The sequence below is a fragment of the Bacillaceae bacterium S4-13-56 genome (assembly GCA_040191315.1).
In the GTDB taxonomy this organism is placed as follows: domain Bacteria; phylum Bacillota; class Bacilli; order Bacillales; family JAWJLM01; genus JAWJLM01.
On sequence record JAWJLM010000053.1, the window covers coordinates 1 to 15,347 of the forward strand.

At 36.5% G+C, this 15,347-nt stretch carries 15 protein-coding genes; 11 read left to right on the plus strand and 4 right to left on the minus strand.

What is annotated here, in order from left to right; all coding sequences use genetic code 11:
* Positions 1–178: 178 nt before the first annotated feature.
* The gene (gene rpsD / locus RZN25_13470) at positions 179–781 is read right to left on the minus strand and encodes a 30S ribosomal protein S4 (protein ID MEQ6377824.1); all 603 of its coding nucleotides are present in this window, start codon (positions 779–781) and stop codon (positions 179–181) included.
* Between the two features lie 322 nt (positions 782–1,103).
* Here rpsD and RZN25_13475 point away from each other — a divergent pair, with 322 nt between their 5' ends.
* Both RZN25_13475 and RZN25_13480 read left to right on the plus strand, forming a co-directional pair.
* On the plus strand, positions 1,104–1,688 hold the full coding sequence (locus RZN25_13475; protein ID MEQ6377825.1) for a hypothetical protein: 585 nt from the start codon (positions 1,104–1,106) through the stop codon (positions 1,686–1,688).
* A 43-nt stretch (positions 1,689–1,731) separates the two neighbouring features.
* Positions 1,732–3,645 (plus strand): sensor domain-containing diguanylate cyclase, encoded by a 1,914-nt coding sequence (locus tag RZN25_13480; protein ID MEQ6377826.1) that lies wholly within the window; start codon positions 1,732–1,734, stop codon positions 3,643–3,645.
* A gap of 238 nt (positions 3,646–3,883) precedes the next feature.
* Here RZN25_13480 and RZN25_13485 read toward each other — a convergent pair whose 3' ends face one another.
* Positions 3,884–4,363, minus strand: coding sequence for a GAF domain-containing protein (locus RZN25_13485; protein MEQ6377827.1), 480 nt, complete (start codon positions 4,361–4,363; stop codon positions 3,884–3,886).
* A 123-nt stretch (positions 4,364–4,486) separates the two neighbouring features.
* On the opposite strand from RZN25_13485, the gene refZ reads away from it, so the two are divergent.
* Positions 4,487–5,113, plus strand: coding sequence for a forespore capture DNA-binding protein RefZ (gene refZ, locus RZN25_13490; GenBank protein ID MEQ6377828.1), 627 nt, complete (start codon positions 4,487–4,489; stop codon positions 5,111–5,113).
* Here the strand turns inward: refZ and hisJ are convergent.
* Positions 5,080–5,886, minus strand: coding sequence for a histidinol-phosphatase HisJ (hisJ, locus tag RZN25_13495; GenBank protein MEQ6377829.1), 807 nt, complete (start codon positions 5,884–5,886; stop codon positions 5,080–5,082). The genes refZ and hisJ overlap by 34 nt on opposite strands.
* Before the next feature lie 161 nt (positions 5,887–6,047).
* Here hisJ and ezrA point away from each other — a divergent pair, with 161 nt between their 5' ends.
* The 6 genes from ezrA (at position 6,048) to RZN25_13525 (ending at position 12,629) form a co-directional block, all read left to right on the plus strand.
* Complete coding sequence (ezrA, locus tag RZN25_13500; GenBank protein MEQ6377830.1) at positions 6,048–7,745, plus strand: septation ring formation regulator EzrA; 1,698 nt, start codon at positions 6,048–6,050, stop codon at positions 7,743–7,745.
* Positions 7,746–7,748: 3 nt separating this feature from the next.
* Positions 7,749–8,021: a hypothetical protein gene (locus RZN25_13505; protein MEQ6377831.1), complete on the plus strand. Its 273-nt coding sequence runs from the start codon at positions 7,749–7,751 to the stop codon at positions 8,019–8,021.
* A 78-nt stretch (positions 8,022–8,099) separates the two neighbouring features.
* Complete coding sequence (locus RZN25_13510; GenBank protein ID MEQ6377832.1) at positions 8,100–9,239, plus strand: cysteine desulfurase family protein; 1,140 nt, start codon at positions 8,100–8,102, stop codon at positions 9,237–9,239.
* Positions 9,240–9,244: 5 nt separating this feature from the next.
* Positions 9,245–10,453: a tRNA uracil 4-sulfurtransferase ThiI gene (gene thiI / locus RZN25_13515; protein ID MEQ6377833.1), complete on the plus strand. Its 1,209-nt coding sequence runs from the start codon at positions 9,245–9,247 to the stop codon at positions 10,451–10,453.
* 81 nt (positions 10,454–10,534) lie between these two features.
* Complete coding sequence (locus RZN25_13520; GenBank protein MEQ6377834.1) at positions 10,535–10,735, plus strand: alpha/beta-type small acid-soluble spore protein; 201 nt, start codon at positions 10,535–10,537, stop codon at positions 10,733–10,735.
* Between the two features lie 280 nt (positions 10,736–11,015).
* Entirely contained in the window at positions 11,016–12,629 is a 1,614-nt protein-coding gene (locus RZN25_13525) for an amidohydrolase (protein MEQ6377835.1), read from the plus strand.
* Positions 12,630–12,791: 162 nt separating this feature from the next.
* On the opposite strand, the gene RZN25_13530 is transcribed toward RZN25_13525, so the two are convergent.
* A complete protein-coding gene (locus RZN25_13530; protein MEQ6377836.1) occupies positions 12,792–13,592 on the minus strand; it encodes an NAD kinase in 801 nt (266 codons plus the stop codon).
* Between the two features lie 210 nt (positions 13,593–13,802).
* Here RZN25_13530 and sppA point away from each other — a divergent pair, with 210 nt between their 5' ends.
* Complete coding sequence (gene sppA, locus RZN25_13535) at positions 13,803–14,804, plus strand: signal peptide peptidase SppA (protein MEQ6377837.1); 1,002 nt, start codon at positions 13,803–13,805, stop codon at positions 14,802–14,804.
* 12 nt (positions 14,805–14,816) lie between these two features.
* Positions 14,817–15,281: an RDD family protein gene (locus tag RZN25_13540; protein ID MEQ6377838.1), complete on the plus strand. Its 465-nt coding sequence runs from the start codon at positions 14,817–14,819 to the stop codon at positions 15,279–15,281.
* Positions 15,282–15,347 lie beyond the last annotated feature (66 nt).

Here is a 15,347-nt window from a genome sequence, read left to right on the forward strand (position 1 = left end):
GGTATTTCTGTCCGAAAATGTCCGATTGGTTCTAGGGCATTTAGGTCATACCCTTGAGGCTAACAATCAGTGGGGGACGGCCACTGATTGAAGTTTCACTTTATTTAATACATGATAAAGTAATAGTGATAAAAAAAGCCTACCTCCACTTTGGAAGTAAGCTTTTTGATAAAAACTATTAACGAGAGTAGAATTCAACGATAAGAGCTTCGTTGATTTCAGATGGTAATTCGGAACGCTCTGGGTAACGAGAGTACGTACCTTCAAGAGTATTTTCATCAAATGATAGGTATTCAGGAACAAAGTTGTTAACCTCAATAGCTTCTTTGATGATTTCAAGATTTCTTGATTTTTCACGAACGCCAATAGTTTGTCCAGGCTTCACGCGGTAAGATGGAATATCAACACGTGCGCCATCAACAATAATATGACCGTGGTTTACAAGCTGGCGAGCTTGGCTACGAGTACGAGCAAGACCTAAACGATAAACTAGGTTATCTAGGCGAGACTCAAGAAGAATCATGAAGTTTTCACCATGAATACCTCTAATTTTTCCAGCGTCATCAAATGTACGACGAAATTGACGCTCGTTTACTCCATACATAAAACGTAGCTTTTGCTTTTCTTGTAACTGTAGACCATATTCAGAAAGCTTTCTACGCTGGTTTGGACCATGTTGTCCGGGTGCGTAAGGACGCTTTTCAAGCTCCTTACCTGTACCGCTTAAAGAAATTCCAAGACGACGAGACTTTTTCCAAGTGGATCCGGTAAAACGTGACATGGAAAATTCCTCCTTTATATTTTATTTGCATAAAATAAATTGAGAGTGTTCCTTTTCGATGCTCATTTTGTTTTCATGTACCTTCGCTCCAGTAGCAGAGAGTTACAAGATACACCTCCGATCCTGTAGAATCGTGAGGAACAAAATGAAAAACAGCGACGGTTCACTTAGGCCACCTTTTATTTTACACAATGGCTATTATACGATCTTTTAATGGGTCCGTCAAGTGAATCTGTTTTACATTGCAGAATCCATGAGTCGTTTTTTGTTGAGATTTTGTGATAAAATGAAGAAATAATTTCACTTTAAGGATGATCGTTGAATGCATATAAAAAGAATGTTACTTATTATGGGGTTTGCATCCCTTGCTTTCTTTGGTTTCTTTTGGCAAAACAATCTGCTATCAGGAGATCATGAAAGTGAATCTTCCTATGGCGCACTTATGGATATATATATGGAGAATGGAAAAGCCGCTGAAATTGTTATGACCAGAAAGGACGATAAGGATCATTTATTAGTTAAATACCGAATCAACTTTGAAGATTACAAATTTGAGTCACTTTCAGCTATGAACATAAAAGAACCAATCTTAAATATAGAATATAAACCATCTACCAAACAAGTATGGGTGGAATATTCTGATGGATGGAAGCTTTATGATGAAAACCTTGAAAAGGTAATCGAAAAAATAGATGTAAGGACTACTTATTCTTCTTACCAAATTACTGTGAAAGAACAGGAAGAAAAATACGAGCTTTCGGTTAGTGGAGAAAATCAAGACTGGAATACTATTTTTGAAAAAAGACCAATAGATGTAGGTGTGATTGATAGTCATAAAGACCTATGGATTATCCTGTTTGAAGATTATGATGTAAAAATATGGTCTCCAACTGCAAATGATATATAGTTTAAACTACCTAGTTATTGTATAATAAAAGAAAATGTTTAATATGAGTACTTCGAGAAACTCGGGTGATATTATGGAAGTTACTAGAATCGAAATCCCTAACCAATTGAACGACATCCTAAGACAGAATCTATATGAAGAAATGTTAACTATTCATACCAAAAGAACGTTTAAGGATACTGTAAACGAACTCGTTGATCGTTTAAGCCGTCTATTACCTGTCAATGGGGTCGGTTTATATTTATTTAATGACTGGGAAAAGTCATTTGAGCTTGTTGGTGCTCATTGTAAAATGGATGGAGAATGGTTCGCAACTTCTATGGACCAAGAGGGTTGGTCGTCATGGATTCAAAGTCAGCCTCTGTCATTTTGTGTAGAAGGTACTCTGTGTAATTCCTTATTTGATAAAGTCAGGGTCATACAAATGAAAAATCCTGATCAATCAATATATGGATTTTGGATACTGCGAAATTATGATTTGGATGTGGAAGCAGCTTCGTTCATTGCAAGCGAAACACAAAAATTTCTATCTTGGGCACAAAAATTCCATCAAGATCGTAAAGATGAAAATAGGTATGAGCTACTATTTAATGTAACTTCAAAGTTCCATTCCTCAATGGATATGGAGGATGTCTTAGAAGAAATCGTTTTATCTATTAAACAGACGTACCCCCAATTTGATTGTTATCTATTACTGTCCCATGATTATCAAAGCAAAAGAGACCTACCTATAAAAGAGCTAAATTATGGACAAGAAGGTCCAAATAAGGCAAGTACGCAAGCCTATTTAACCGGGAATATGCAGTTTGAAGATCGAGTAATGGAAAAACAGTCGTGCTTATACGCTCCACTAAAGGGGAGACAAGGAGTCTATGGAGTTCTTCAGGTAATTTCTCCCAGTAGCTTGATTTTTCCAAATGAAGAGGTTGAATTTATTGCATTGTTAGCAGCAACTGCAGGTAATGCGATCGAAAATGCTCGATTATATCAGCAATCCAAACGTTTAATCTCTGATTTGCAGCTTGTCAATGAAACCTCGCATAAACTAAATTCTAATTTAAGATTAAATGAAACAATTAGTTATATGACTAAACAAATCATTCAATCCTTTCAAGCAGAGGAGGTAGGCTTTTTGCTTTTTAATGGGAGGCAGAAAAAGCTGGTGGCTTTGGAGGGGAGCACAGCGTATTTCTTTAATGAGGAGTCTCAATCATTTGCACGTCATGTATCTAATTTATTGCTGTCCAGGGATGATGCCATCTTGGTTGGAGATTTTTCTTCTAAATATCAGGAGATAGAGTGTAACTACCAGTCTGTTATGGCAATTCCCATGATTCAACATGGAAATTTACAGGGAATGGTCATTGTCCTTCATCAAAAACCATATCACTTTCCATTTGAAACATTTAAACTGATGCAATCTCTTGTTCATCATTCATCCTTAGCTTTTTCCAATTCTATGCTTCGAGAAGAATTGGAGAGACTAGTCATCACTGATTATTTAACTGAGCTATCATCTAGAAGTTATTTGGATGATAAAATAAGGCTAGCTATAAGGCATGATCGCCAAGGTGGACTCTGTCTTTTTGATATTGATAATTTTAAACAAGTGAATGATACCTTTGGCCATCAAATTGGAGATGAAGTGTTAATTCAAGTCGCTGATGTTTTGAAGTATCACAAACCAAAGCACGGAATCGCTGCAAGATGGGGCGGGGAAGAGTTGGCCCTTTATATTCCTAATGCGGACCAAGAAAAAACAATTGACATTGCAAAAAAAGTTATACAAGATGTCTCCCTTTTAACAAACCCAAAAGTAACCATTTCTTGTGGGGTTACAAGCTGGACAATCCAGGATGGAAAAAGCCAGGATGAATTGTTAACTAGAGCAGACAAAGCATTATATCAAGCTAAAAATGATGGGAAAAACTGTGTTTGCTCTTACACTGAAAAATAGGCATAAAAAAGCAAAACATTCTCCGGTTTTTTATAGTATCAGCTATAATCCCGCATGAAACAGTAATACCCCATCTAAAACGAGAAAATAAGATGAGGATAAAGTGAAACTACACTCTGTGGCCGTCCCCCACGGAGTGTAGTTTCACTTTATAAAAATGCAAAAATGGACAAAAATAAAAACCCCAGTATTACATTGATTTTTGGCTGGGGTGTGAGTGTGAAATCATGTATGTTTCTTAAATATGAAGTAACAGTTCTTGTACAAACTTTTCTAAGTATTCTTGATCAACTTCATCAAATCGATTGGTAATGGGACTATCAATATCTAGCACACCAATTTTTAAACCTTTTTTTATTATTGGAACAACGATTTCTGAGCGGCTGTTCGCATCACAAGCTATATGCCCCGGGTACTGGTGAACATCTTCTACTCTCATTGTTCTTTCTTCTTTTAAAGCAGTCCCACAAACACCTTTTCCTAAAGGAATTCTAACGCAGGCTGGAAGACCTTGAAAGGGTCCTAAAACAAGCTCCCCATTTTTCCATAAGTAAAAACCAACCCAATTCACTTCGGATAAGAATTGATTTAATAAGGAGGATGCGTTAGATAAGTTAGCTATCAAATCATGTTCCTCTTCTAAGAGGGCTTTTAATTGTTTAATAACCATTTCATAGTTTTCTTGTTTAGTTCCTTTGTAATTTTCGACATGAAACATCAATTATTTGCTCCTTTTTCCATTGTTTTATAAATTCAATCCCTGAGTGGCGGAAATTGACGAAAAGTTTCCAAAGGGATGTTGCTATTTTTATCGAAATTTACCTTTGAAAGGAGGATTACGATGTCTAAACGGTTAACAAAGGATAACATAAAACAAACTGCTTGTGAATTGTTTTATTACAACGGCTATGAAGGAACATCTATTCGTGATATTGCAAGTAAAGCTAAGGTTAACCCATCCTTGATTAGTTATTATTTTAAGAATAAAAAAGGGTTACTTGAGACGTTAATGATTGATTATTTTGAGCCGTATATGGAACTGCTTGAAAAAAACCGTTTGCAACTAGAGACGAAGGCAGCACAAGATATAATTAATGACATCATCCACTATCGCCATAATCATTATGAAATAACATGTTTCCTTTATCGTGAACTTAGTTTTGATACGGTTCTTGTTCGAGAAATGCTTGTGACTTATTTAGCTAAGGAAAAGCATATTCTTATGCAATTTCTGAACTTCTGGTTACATCGGAAAGTAAGTCAGGCGGATTTTCAGACTTTATTTATCCAATTTAAAGGAATGTTAATGATTCCCTTTACGATGCCACATGATTTTAAATATGATTTTTTATGGGATCCAGGGAATAAAGAATTTATAAAAAGATACTCTCTTTCTGTTGGACAATGGGTAACTACACTTTCTTTGGTTCCTGATCAAAACAATGGAAGTAACTCAGTGTCCAGTTGACCCCAACCCTGTTTTAAATCTTTAGATTGATGGGCGTCAGAACCATATATAAGGGGAATTCCCATTTGATAGGCCTTCCTTGCAATATCTTTTGAAGGGTAGGTCTCTTTACATTGGGCTTTATTCCAACCTGCGCCATTGTAATCTAAGGCCATATTCGCATTTTTTACTTCCTTCAGTGTTTGCATAATTAATTGATCTTCCATTGGAGGGCGGGGATATTGAAGCTGAAATTTACGAATTAAAGTCAGATGACCTAATCTTTTAGGTTTATATGATCCAAGATTGGCTCGGATGGCTTTGCTTATAGTTCTGTAGTAAAGCTGATAAAGCATCTCTAAATTTCCAACTTTTTTTATTAATTTGGCAAAGCTATGTTCACTAAAATCCATACAAATATGATGATGATCAACTTTTAAAAAATGGACGGATAAAATGCTATCTGTAAGGTAGGGACCATAGGTTTGTAGAAAATCAGTCGTCTCTTTTTCAAAGCCTTCAATATAGTCTACTTCCAATCCAACTTCAATCTCAATTTGTTTTTCGTAATGCTTCCTTAATCTATGAAGTTCTTCTAAATAGTCCAAAAGGTAGGTTGGGTTCATACCGCTATCTTTTTCTGGTGTTGGATCATCAAAAGTGGAAGGCAAAGGAGCATGTTCCGTAAACGAAATAGACGTGTATCCCAAATCGATTGCTTTTTCTATATACATCTCGAAAGAATCCTTTGTGCCATGTGGACAAAAGGGTGAATGGACATGACCATCCCTCATTTTATCTCGCTCCTTCTTGAAATTTTTGTCATACCTTAATAATTTTGAAAATTTTTAGCCATAATGAATGTTTCCATGGTATCATATTAGCAAGAATTCTTCATAATACGACTATTTTTGCACGTTTACATAGAGAATTTCGTCAGGTGAGGAGGTATTTTATGGAATACATAATAGCCTTAATTATTATTATACTTGCACTTATTATTACAGGGCTAATTATTCGCAAAAAGATTTATGATGAGGTGGATCGTTTAGAGGCGTGGAAAATTGATATAATGAGTCGTCAAGTGACGGAAGAACTTGGAAAAGTTAAGGCGCTGAATCTCTACGGAGAAACTCAGGAAAGATTTGAACAGTGGCGTGAACAATGGGATGACATTTTAACAAAAAGACTTCCGAATCTTGAAGAAGACTTATTTGATACGGAAGAAGCTGCTGATCGGTACCGATTTCGGACAGCGAAAAAGATTATTAAAGATATACAAAAAAAACTTAATCAAATAGAGAAAACCATAGACCAAATGTTTCAGGAGTTGGACCATTTAATCCATGCAGAGAAAGATAGTAAAAAAGCAATTGAAACTTTGTATCCTCAACTGAAGGATTTAAGAAAGAATTTATTAAAATACAGACATTTATACGGAAAAGCTGAAATAAAAATTGAGCTTGCATTGGATGAGCTTGATGAAAGAGTAGACTATTACCATATTCTTATTGAATCGGGTAATTATTCAGATGCTCAAGAAATAGTTTTATTAATGAAAGAAGAAATTGAAAATATAAAATATAAAATGGAGCATTTACCTACTCTGTACAAAAAGTGTCGTCAAGAATTACCATCTCAGCTAGACGAGGTCATTGCAGGCTTAAAGGAAATGAGGGAAGATGGTTATCGTGTCGATTCTTTTGGTTTTGAAAAGACCATTCAACAAGACCAGGCACAATTGTTAATCATTCTAGAGCAACTGGAAAAAGGTGAAATTATTGGCGTGCAGGATGAACTTCAAGAGATTGAAGAGCATATTCAAGACATATACAATCAATTAGAGCAAGAAGTTCATTCCAGAAACTATCTCCAAAAAAATATCCCTTCCTACGAAAAAGAATTAAATGAATTGGATGAGGATTTCAAGCAAACTGATAAAGAAATTGAAATTTTGCAAGCTTCCTATCATTTAGAGTCTAAGGATGTCGATTATTTCTTATCTTTGAACAAACAACTAAAGCTGCTCCAAAAGCACTATGAAGAAATTCAAAAAAGAATGGAAAATAGCAAGGATTCTCATTCCATTATAAAGGGAGCCCTAGATGAATGGAGATTTTCATATGAAGAACTTTATGCTAAACATGAGGAATTCTTCATTCAAATGAAGGATATTAGGAAAGATGAAAAAGAGGCAAACGAAAAGATTGTTCAACTGAAGAAAAATATTCTACAAGTGCAAAGAAACTTGCAAAAAAGTAATCTGCCAGGAGTCCCAGTGTATATAGTAGAAGCTGTAAAAGAGGCTCACAGAAAGATTAGTGAAGCAAAAGACCAACTTGAAAGAATTCCTATTGATATCAAAGTAATGCATGGAACAATAGATCAAGCAGCTAAGTCTGTGCATACAGCTGTTGAACAAACGGATTTATTAATTGAACAGGCGACGTTAGCAGAACAATCGATACAATATGGGAACCGTTACCGAAGCCAGTATTCTATGATGGCAGTAAAGCTAGCGGATGCAGAGCATGCATTCCGTTCCTACGATTATGAGGCGGCTGTTGAAAATGTAGCGGAGGGGCTTGAAAAAATTGAGCCGGGTGCTATGAAACGAATCGAAGAAAGGTTATCTTCAGAAATGAAGGTGTAAGTATTGAAGAAATTAATTATAAGTATAATTTCGTTTATCATGTTTAGTGTTTGGTCCGTAGCCCTTTTTCTAATCATAGAAGAAGATAAGCTCATTGTTGGCTTGCATTCCTCGCGTTCTACTACCTCTTTCATTTCGTATGAAAAAGGAGTGATGAAGGATTTCGTTACGAGTATAGGAAGTCAGAATAACCGTTCTGATACGACAAAATCGTATGAGGAGGATGGCAGAGTTTCGATTGATCAACTGTTAGATGCTTTACATTTAGTAAAATAAGAAAGCCCCCAATTGGGGGCTTTCTTATTGATATGATATTCTATACAATGGAGTTTAACTAAAAAAGGAGGGATTTTGTTGATTTATTTTGATCATTCGGCAACAACCTACCCATATAGTGAAGTACTTGACACCTTTCAAAAAGTCTCTAGTCGATTTTTTGCAAATCCCTCATCTGTTCATTCTTTAGGGGGAGAAGTGGAGCAATTACTTCTTCAAGCTTCCAAACAAATTGCTTCAATACTTCATGTAAAGGCTAATACACTTCTTTTTACTTCTGGTGGTACCGAAGCTAACAACTTGGCTATAAAAGGAACTGCTTTAGAGCATAAAAATAGAGGGAATCATATTATTACCACATCCATTGAACATCCTTCCGTTCTTGAGGCCTGTCGTTCTTTGGAGGAACAGGGTTTTACTATCACATACATTGATCCTGATTCAAGTGGAAGGATTCATCCAGATCAAGTAAAGAGTGCCATTACTGATCAAACGATCCTACTCAGTATTATGCATGTAAATAACGAATTGGGAACGATACAACCAATTGAAGAAATAGCAGATATTGCAGCAAAATATCCTAAGCTGCTTTTCCATGTTGATCATGTTCAAGGGTTTGGGAAGATTCCTTTCTCTTTTTCATATCCTGGAATAGATCTTGTAACTGTATCAGGTCATAAAATTCACGGATTAAAAGGCACTGGTTTTTTGTATAAGCGTTCTGGAATTCGTCTTTCACCTTTACTTCATGGGGGAGGACAGCAGCAGGGATTAAGATCAGGTACTGAAAATGTGGCTGGGATTGTTTCCTTAGCAAGGGCGATACGAATGACATTGGAGAAGATGAATAGGAATCCGGTGCATCTCATCCGTTTAAATACATTGCTAAGGACTGGATTAAAAGAGATTCCCGGCCTCATTATTAATTCTTCTGAACAATGTGCTCCACACATAGTAAACTTTTCTATTCCTGGTATGAAACCAGAAGTATTAATTCACAGCCTTGGACAGAAGGATATCTTTGTATCTACAAAGTCAGCTTGTTCTTCAAAATCCAAAGATGAAAGTGCTGTACTCGCTGCTTGTGGTTTGGATCGATCTATAACTACTTCCGCCATAAGGGTTAGCTTTTCTTATTCAAATACAGAGGAAGAAGTAAATGAATTTTTAAATACGCTGAAAAATGTAATTCACCAATTAAAACAAAGCTTGGGGTAGATATTATGCAATATGATCACATATTAATTCGTTATGGAGAAATGACCTTAAAAGGGAAAAACAGAAAAATGTTTATCGGAAAACTTCATGAAAATCTTCGCTCAAAATTAAGACATTTCCCTAAAATTAAAATTTCATATTCAAGAGACCGAATGTTTATTATTTTGAATGGAGAAGACCACGAAGCGATATTAGAAAAATGTTCAGAAGTTTTTGGGATCCATTCTTTTAGTCTTGCTATTAAGTCCTCCAATGCATTAGAGGATATAAAAGAGTCAGCTCTTTTTGCCTTAAGAGATGCAGGCAATGTAAAAACCTTTAAAATTACAACTAAACGAATAAATAAGGATTTTCCTGTCGGATCTCAAGAAATGAATCATGTATTAGGTGGTCATTTGTTATCCAATACGGAACGTTATACAGTAGATGTTCATAATCCAGACATGGAAATTCGCGTGGAAATCCGTAAAGATGCAACCTATATCACGTCAAAGAATATAAGAGGAGCGGGAGGATTTCCTGTTGGATCGACTGGAAGAACCTTGTTGTTAATGTCGGGAGGTATTGACAGTCCTGTAGCAGGTTATTTAGCATTGAAAAAGGGGGTAAAAGTAGACGCTATTCATTTTCATTCCCCACCTTTCACGAGTGAAAGAGCTAAACAAAAAGTTTTGGATTTGGCCAAGGAACTTACCCGTTATGGTCATGAAATCAATATTCATTTAGTCCCTTTTACTAATTTACAACAGAAAATTTTCCGTGAAATCCCTAATGGATATGCCATGACGGTCATGCGAAGAATGATGCTAAGAATTAGTGAACGAGTGGCTAAAAAAGAAGAAATCCTTTCTTTAACTACTGGGGAGAGTTTAGGACAGGTGGCAAGTCAAACGATGGAAAGTATGAACGCCATCAATGAGGTGACCAACTATCCCGTAATTCGTCCCCTTGTGGCAATGGATAAACTTGAGATCATCGATATCGCACAGGAAATTAATACGTATGAAATTTCTATACTTCCTTATGAAGATTGCTGTACGATTTTTGTTCCTGATCAACCTAAAACAAAACCAAGAAGAGAAAAAGTACATCAATTTGAAGATCCTGTGGATTTTGAACAGGAAATCCAAGAAGCCATACAAGGGATTGAGACCATTGTAGTTAAAGAATCCGACCTTGACAAGGTAGAGCCGAATTTCGAAGATTTATTGTAGATGAAATAATTGGCAATGAAAATCCCGAATGAATTACTCATCTCCGACGCATTATATTTAGTAACAAGGAGGTGAGACAACATGGCAAGCAACAACAACAACCAACTTCTTGTACCTGGAGTTGAACAAGCTTTAGATCAAATGAAATATGAGATCGCTCAAGAGTTTGGAGTTCAACTTGGAGCAGAAACTACTTCCCGTGCGAATGGTTCTGTAGGGGGAGAGATCACTAAGCGTTTAGTCTCTATGGCTGAATCTCAACTTGGCGGAAGACAACAATAATATAAACTTTGCTAAAGGGGCAGTGGAGACACTGTCCCTTTTTCTTACAAGATAAAGTATAAAATAAATTTGTCTAGCTCCAGCGAAAAAGCTTCATCGAATAATCTTCGAAGCTTTTGCCCCGAGTAATCACACGAAGGAAAGCTACTTAGAGCTACTTCACAGAAATAAGCGATTTTCTTGTTTCGGAGGGCGCTTGCGCTTTTCTAATGCATATAGTTCACAAAGTTAGTCGAAGTCAAGTATAATAGGGGAAATTGTTATAATGGAGTGAATATTGATGGGAGAACTTTACTTTGGTGGAAAAATATATACCATGCTTGAAGAGGGGGATTTAGTTGAAGCTGTCTATGTTGAAAACGGAAAAATTGTAGGTGCTGGGAGCTACTATGAGCTTGAAAAAAGATATAGCCAAGAAATTGAAGAATCCATCAATTTAAATGGCAAGACCATGTATCCTGGATTTGTAGATAGTCACCTTCACATTGTAGGGCATGGAGAAAGACTAATGAGGCTGGACTTATCTTATTATCAATCCATAGAGGAAGTAAAAAACGCCATCCGAACCCACGCGAAGAGCCTTGATGAAGGGGAATGGTTGATAGGGGATGGCTGGGATGAAAATCAATGGGAGATGCCTCATATTTTTTCTAGAGACGAATTAGATGAACTGTGCTCTAATAACCCCATGGTTTTAACTCGTGTATGTCGACACGCCCTTCTTGCTAATAGTAAGGCCATTGAAAAAGCAGGCGTCTCTAACGAGTCTAAGGATCCTCAGGGCGGGGTTATTGTTCGTGATTTTAAGGGCGTTCCTAATGGATTTTTCCTGGATAATGCTCAAGACATAATCAAGAGTGTCATGCCAGAGGTTACGGATGAATATCTGAGAACAGCCATTCGTTTAGCTATTGATGACTTACACCGAAATGGAATTGTTGGGGGACATTCAGAAGACCTTCATTACTACGGCGGTTTTAAGAAGACACTCCAAGGTTTCGTTTCCATAATTGAAGGAGAAAAACGTACATTTAAAGCACATTTACTTGTTCATCACGGTGCGATAGATGAAATGGTAACGGAGGGCTATGGAATCGGAGATGGAACATCTTATGTAGAATTAGGAGCAATGAAAATTTTTGCGGATGGAGCAATTGGCGGTAGAACAGCGTGGTTAGCGCAGCAGTACGAGGATGATCCTGGAAATTATGGGGTATCCATTCATTCTGAAGAAAGTTTTGAAAAATTAATACAGAGAGCACGACAGTTATCCATGCCTATAGCTGTTCATACGATTGGCGACCAAGCTTTATCCTTTGTATTAGACCATATAGAAAAATATCCTCCAGTTCCAGGAACACGCGACCGAATTATTCACGCTCAAATTGTAAACGAAGAACTATATGAGAGAATGGCTAAGCTTGAACTGATAGTCGATGTGCAACCCTATTTTGTGGCCTCTGATTTTCCTTGGGTAATTCAAAGAATAGGGAAAGAGCGTGAAGCTCACGCCTATCCATGGAAAACATTAATTAATCATAACATCGTTTGTGCCGGAGGATCTGACGCACCAATCGAGGATATAAATCCACTGTTAGGGATTCAAGCTGCGGTTTTAAGAAGATCAAAACATGATGGAAAAGAATATGGAGAAAGTCAAAAATTATCAGTATTTGAAGCTATATCCTTATATACAAAAGGTAGTGCTTTTGCTATTAATAAAGAACATATTAGGGGAATTATTTCACCGGGATATGATGCTGATTTTACAGTGTTAAATCAGGACCTGTTTCAATTGCCGCCTGAGTTGTATACACAAGCCATTGTTGAGATGACTATTGTGGATGGAAGCATAATGTATGACCGAACCCATCAGCCATCTATTAAAAAATAAAGAAACTGTCATAACTACTTAAAACCGAATGATTAGTGAATGTCCTTTTTTTATGTGCCGAACTGGGCAATTAGGTGCCACCAGCTCACTTATCCACTTAAGTCGAAAAAAGATGATTCCTCTCATGTAAATGAAAGGAATCATCTTTTTAAAGTTTGTTCGTTACAAAAAAGTTCTTTTCATTCGATCCCAGAAGGAGTTGTCCTTTAGTTTCACTGTTTTAATTATTTTTTCACTTAACCTAATATTTAATTCTTGGATATGACGAATGGAGTAGGCCTCGTTGTCCATTCCAATGATCGGATAATCATTTCCATCTTGTACAACTTTCAAGGTTAATTTGCGACTTTCAGAAAGAAGAAAGGAAGATCCTAATGTACGATAACGATTGTTGTTTAAAGAAGCTAATTCACTAACCTGGAAGCATTTTAATTTTGGATCTACAACAGCGCCATGGGTAGATTTATTATAACCTGAGCTTCCGGTAGGCGTTGCAACAATTAAACCATCACCTCGGAAAGTTTCAAAATGCTGATCATCGATAAAAACATCAATCACAATTGATTTAGTTATGGCTGAGCGAATGCTAAGCTCATTTAAACAGTTGAAATGGGATTCCTTATCCACCGAAACATCTATGATTGGGAATCTACGTACTTCTAATTCACCATGCATGAAGGTTTCCATCATTTTTTCAAAGTGATTTAGTTGAAAGTCGCAATATAGTCCAACTTCATCTCCATGAGTAATTCCTACATATAGACAATCTTGTCGAAATCCAGTTTTTCTTACTGCCTGTAGGAAATTCCCATCTCCTCCTACCCCAACAATAATGTTAGCGTTTTTTGGATCATCTAGAATAGAAAATCCGTTTTTTTCTGCTGCTTGAAATAATGGGATCAATTTTTCTTTGAGTCCTTTATCATTTTTGTAGTAAAAATAGAGATTTTTTCTATCTACCATACTTTCACTCCTCGTATAAACATCTAGTCTTATTATCCCTATCTTATCATGTGCTAAATAGAAATCCCAATTTTCTCTGCATTTCTTAAGAAATTATTGGTAAAATAAATGTGGCAGATAGAGAGTTTTTATAATACTATCAGAAATAGTTGATTGCATAGGATGAATTGGAAAAAGCCATGTTTATCAACGTATATAGAGAAGGGAGAAATGAAAGTGACAGCAAAGCGTTGGCTAGCTTTAGGGATTGCTATATCCCTGTTTTTAGTTTCTGTTGGAGTAGATCTCCTAACGAGGACTTTAACAGGTGAATTATTTTCTGCTTTTTCCTTAGAGGAGGATAGTGAATTTCAGACAACTGTTTATGATACCGGAAAGACATCAGGAAATATTGCTTTGCTTGATGTAAATGGAGAAATTATCGAAACAGGGGATGCGTCAAGCCTTTTTGAATCTGCAGGGTATAATCACCGTGCTTTTCTTAAAACATTAGAACATGCTTATGAGGACAGCGCCGTTGAGGGAATTGTTCTTAGAGTAAACTCTCCTGGAGGAGGTGTTTCCGAAAGTGCGGAGATCTATCATTTTTTAAAAAAATATAAAGAAAAGTATGATAAACCTTTATTCGTATCCATGGGACCTATGGCGGCTTCGGGCGGATATTATATTTCGACCCCTGCAGATAAGATTTTTGCTACACCTGAAACTCTAACTGGCTCAATAGGAGTAATTATTCAGCAACTTAATTATGGCGAGCTTACCGACAAACTAGGAATTGAGTTTGAAACATTTAAAAGTGGCCCACACAAAGATATTCTTTCTCCTACGAGAGAAATGACCGAAGAGGAAGAAGAGATTATTCAGCAGCTAGTTAATAATTCTTACGAAGACTTTGTTTCAGTGATTGCTGAAAACAGGGAGCTTAATGAGGGAAGAGTAAGAAATATTGCAGATGGAAGAATTTATGATGGACGCCAGGCTTTAGAGCTTGGGTTAGTTGATGCACATGGATATCTAGATGAAGTGATAGACGCTATGCGTGAAGAAGTAGGGAATTATCAAGTGATTAAATATCAGGAACAGTCAAGTTGGACTTCATGGTTAAGTGGTGTATCAGCTAATGTATTTCCAGAGAAATTTGAAAATGAGGTTGTTAAGGGATTAATGGATTCTGTTGCTTCCCCACGACCTTATTATCTTTATAGGCAGTAGGGAGGAGAGACGGTGAAAAACCAGATATATTACGCGGGATTTTGGATTCGGTTTTGGGCTTTTCTTTTTGACCTTGTTGTAATTTACAGTCTAATAAGGATGGTCATTTCTCCTGTTTTTTTGTATTTCGATTTCCCAATAGATGACGGAATTTTTTCGGTTTACACTATTATGACCACTACCATTTTTTACGGATATTTTGTATTCATGACTAAGTGGTTTGGTCAAACCATAGGAAAGATGATTTTTGGATTGAAAGTTATTTCTACTAACAATGAAAAATTAACTTGGAGTGCTGTGTTGTTTAGAGAGGGGATTGGACGTTTTATCTCTATTACACCTTTCTACATTCCATTTTTAGTTGTAGGATTTCACCCTAAGAAAAAAGGGCTCCATGATTATTTTGCGGACACCGCTGTCATTTTAGAGAGGTTTTCTCAATTTGACGATCAAAAGACTTCTATTTCAGTAAGCTAAATACCAAACAGGTATTTAGCTTTTCTTATACAGATAAGAAATCATTATGGCTCGCTTCGCGGAGCC

Excerpts from the sequence above, each read along its gene's own strand:
- ezrA (MEQ6377830.1), top strand. The coding sequence starts at position 6,048 with ATGGAATACATAATAGCCTTAATTATTATTATACTTGCACTTATTATT.
- RZN25_13480 (MEQ6377826.1), top strand. The coding sequence starts at position 1,732 with ATGAGTACTTCGAGAAACTCGGGTGATATTATGGAAGTTACTAGAATC.
- RZN25_13530 (MEQ6377836.1), bottom strand. The coding sequence starts at position 13,592 with ATGGTAGATAGAAAAAATCTCTATTTTTACTACAAAAATGATAAAGGA.
- RZN25_13520 (MEQ6377834.1), top strand. The coding sequence starts at position 10,535 with ATGGCAAGCAACAACAACAACCAACTTCTTGTACCTGGAGTTGAACAA.
- RZN25_13485 (MEQ6377827.1), bottom strand. The coding sequence starts at position 4,363 with ATGTTTCATGTCGAAAATTACAAAGGAACTAAACAAGAAAACTATGAA.
- RZN25_13525 (MEQ6377835.1), top strand. The coding sequence starts at position 11,016 with ATGGGAGAACTTTACTTTGGTGGAAAAATATATACCATGCTTGAAGAG.
- RZN25_13475 (MEQ6377825.1), top strand. The coding sequence starts at position 1,104 with ATGCATATAAAAAGAATGTTACTTATTATGGGGTTTGCATCCCTTGCT.
- hisJ (MEQ6377829.1), bottom strand. The coding sequence starts at position 5,886 with ATGAGGGATGGTCATGTCCATTCACCCTTTTGTCCACATGGCACAAAG.
- thiI (MEQ6377833.1), top strand. The coding sequence starts at position 9,245 with ATGCAATATGATCACATATTAATTCGTTATGGAGAAATGACCTTAAAA.
- refZ (MEQ6377828.1), top strand. The coding sequence starts at position 4,487 with ATGTCTAAACGGTTAACAAAGGATAACATAAAACAAACTGCTTGTGAA.
- rpsD (MEQ6377824.1), bottom strand. The coding sequence starts at position 781 with ATGTCACGTTTTACCGGATCCACTTGGAAAAAGTCTCGTCGTCTTGGA.
- sppA (MEQ6377837.1), top strand. The coding sequence starts at position 13,803 with ATGAAAGTGACAGCAAAGCGTTGGCTAGCTTTAGGGATTGCTATATCC.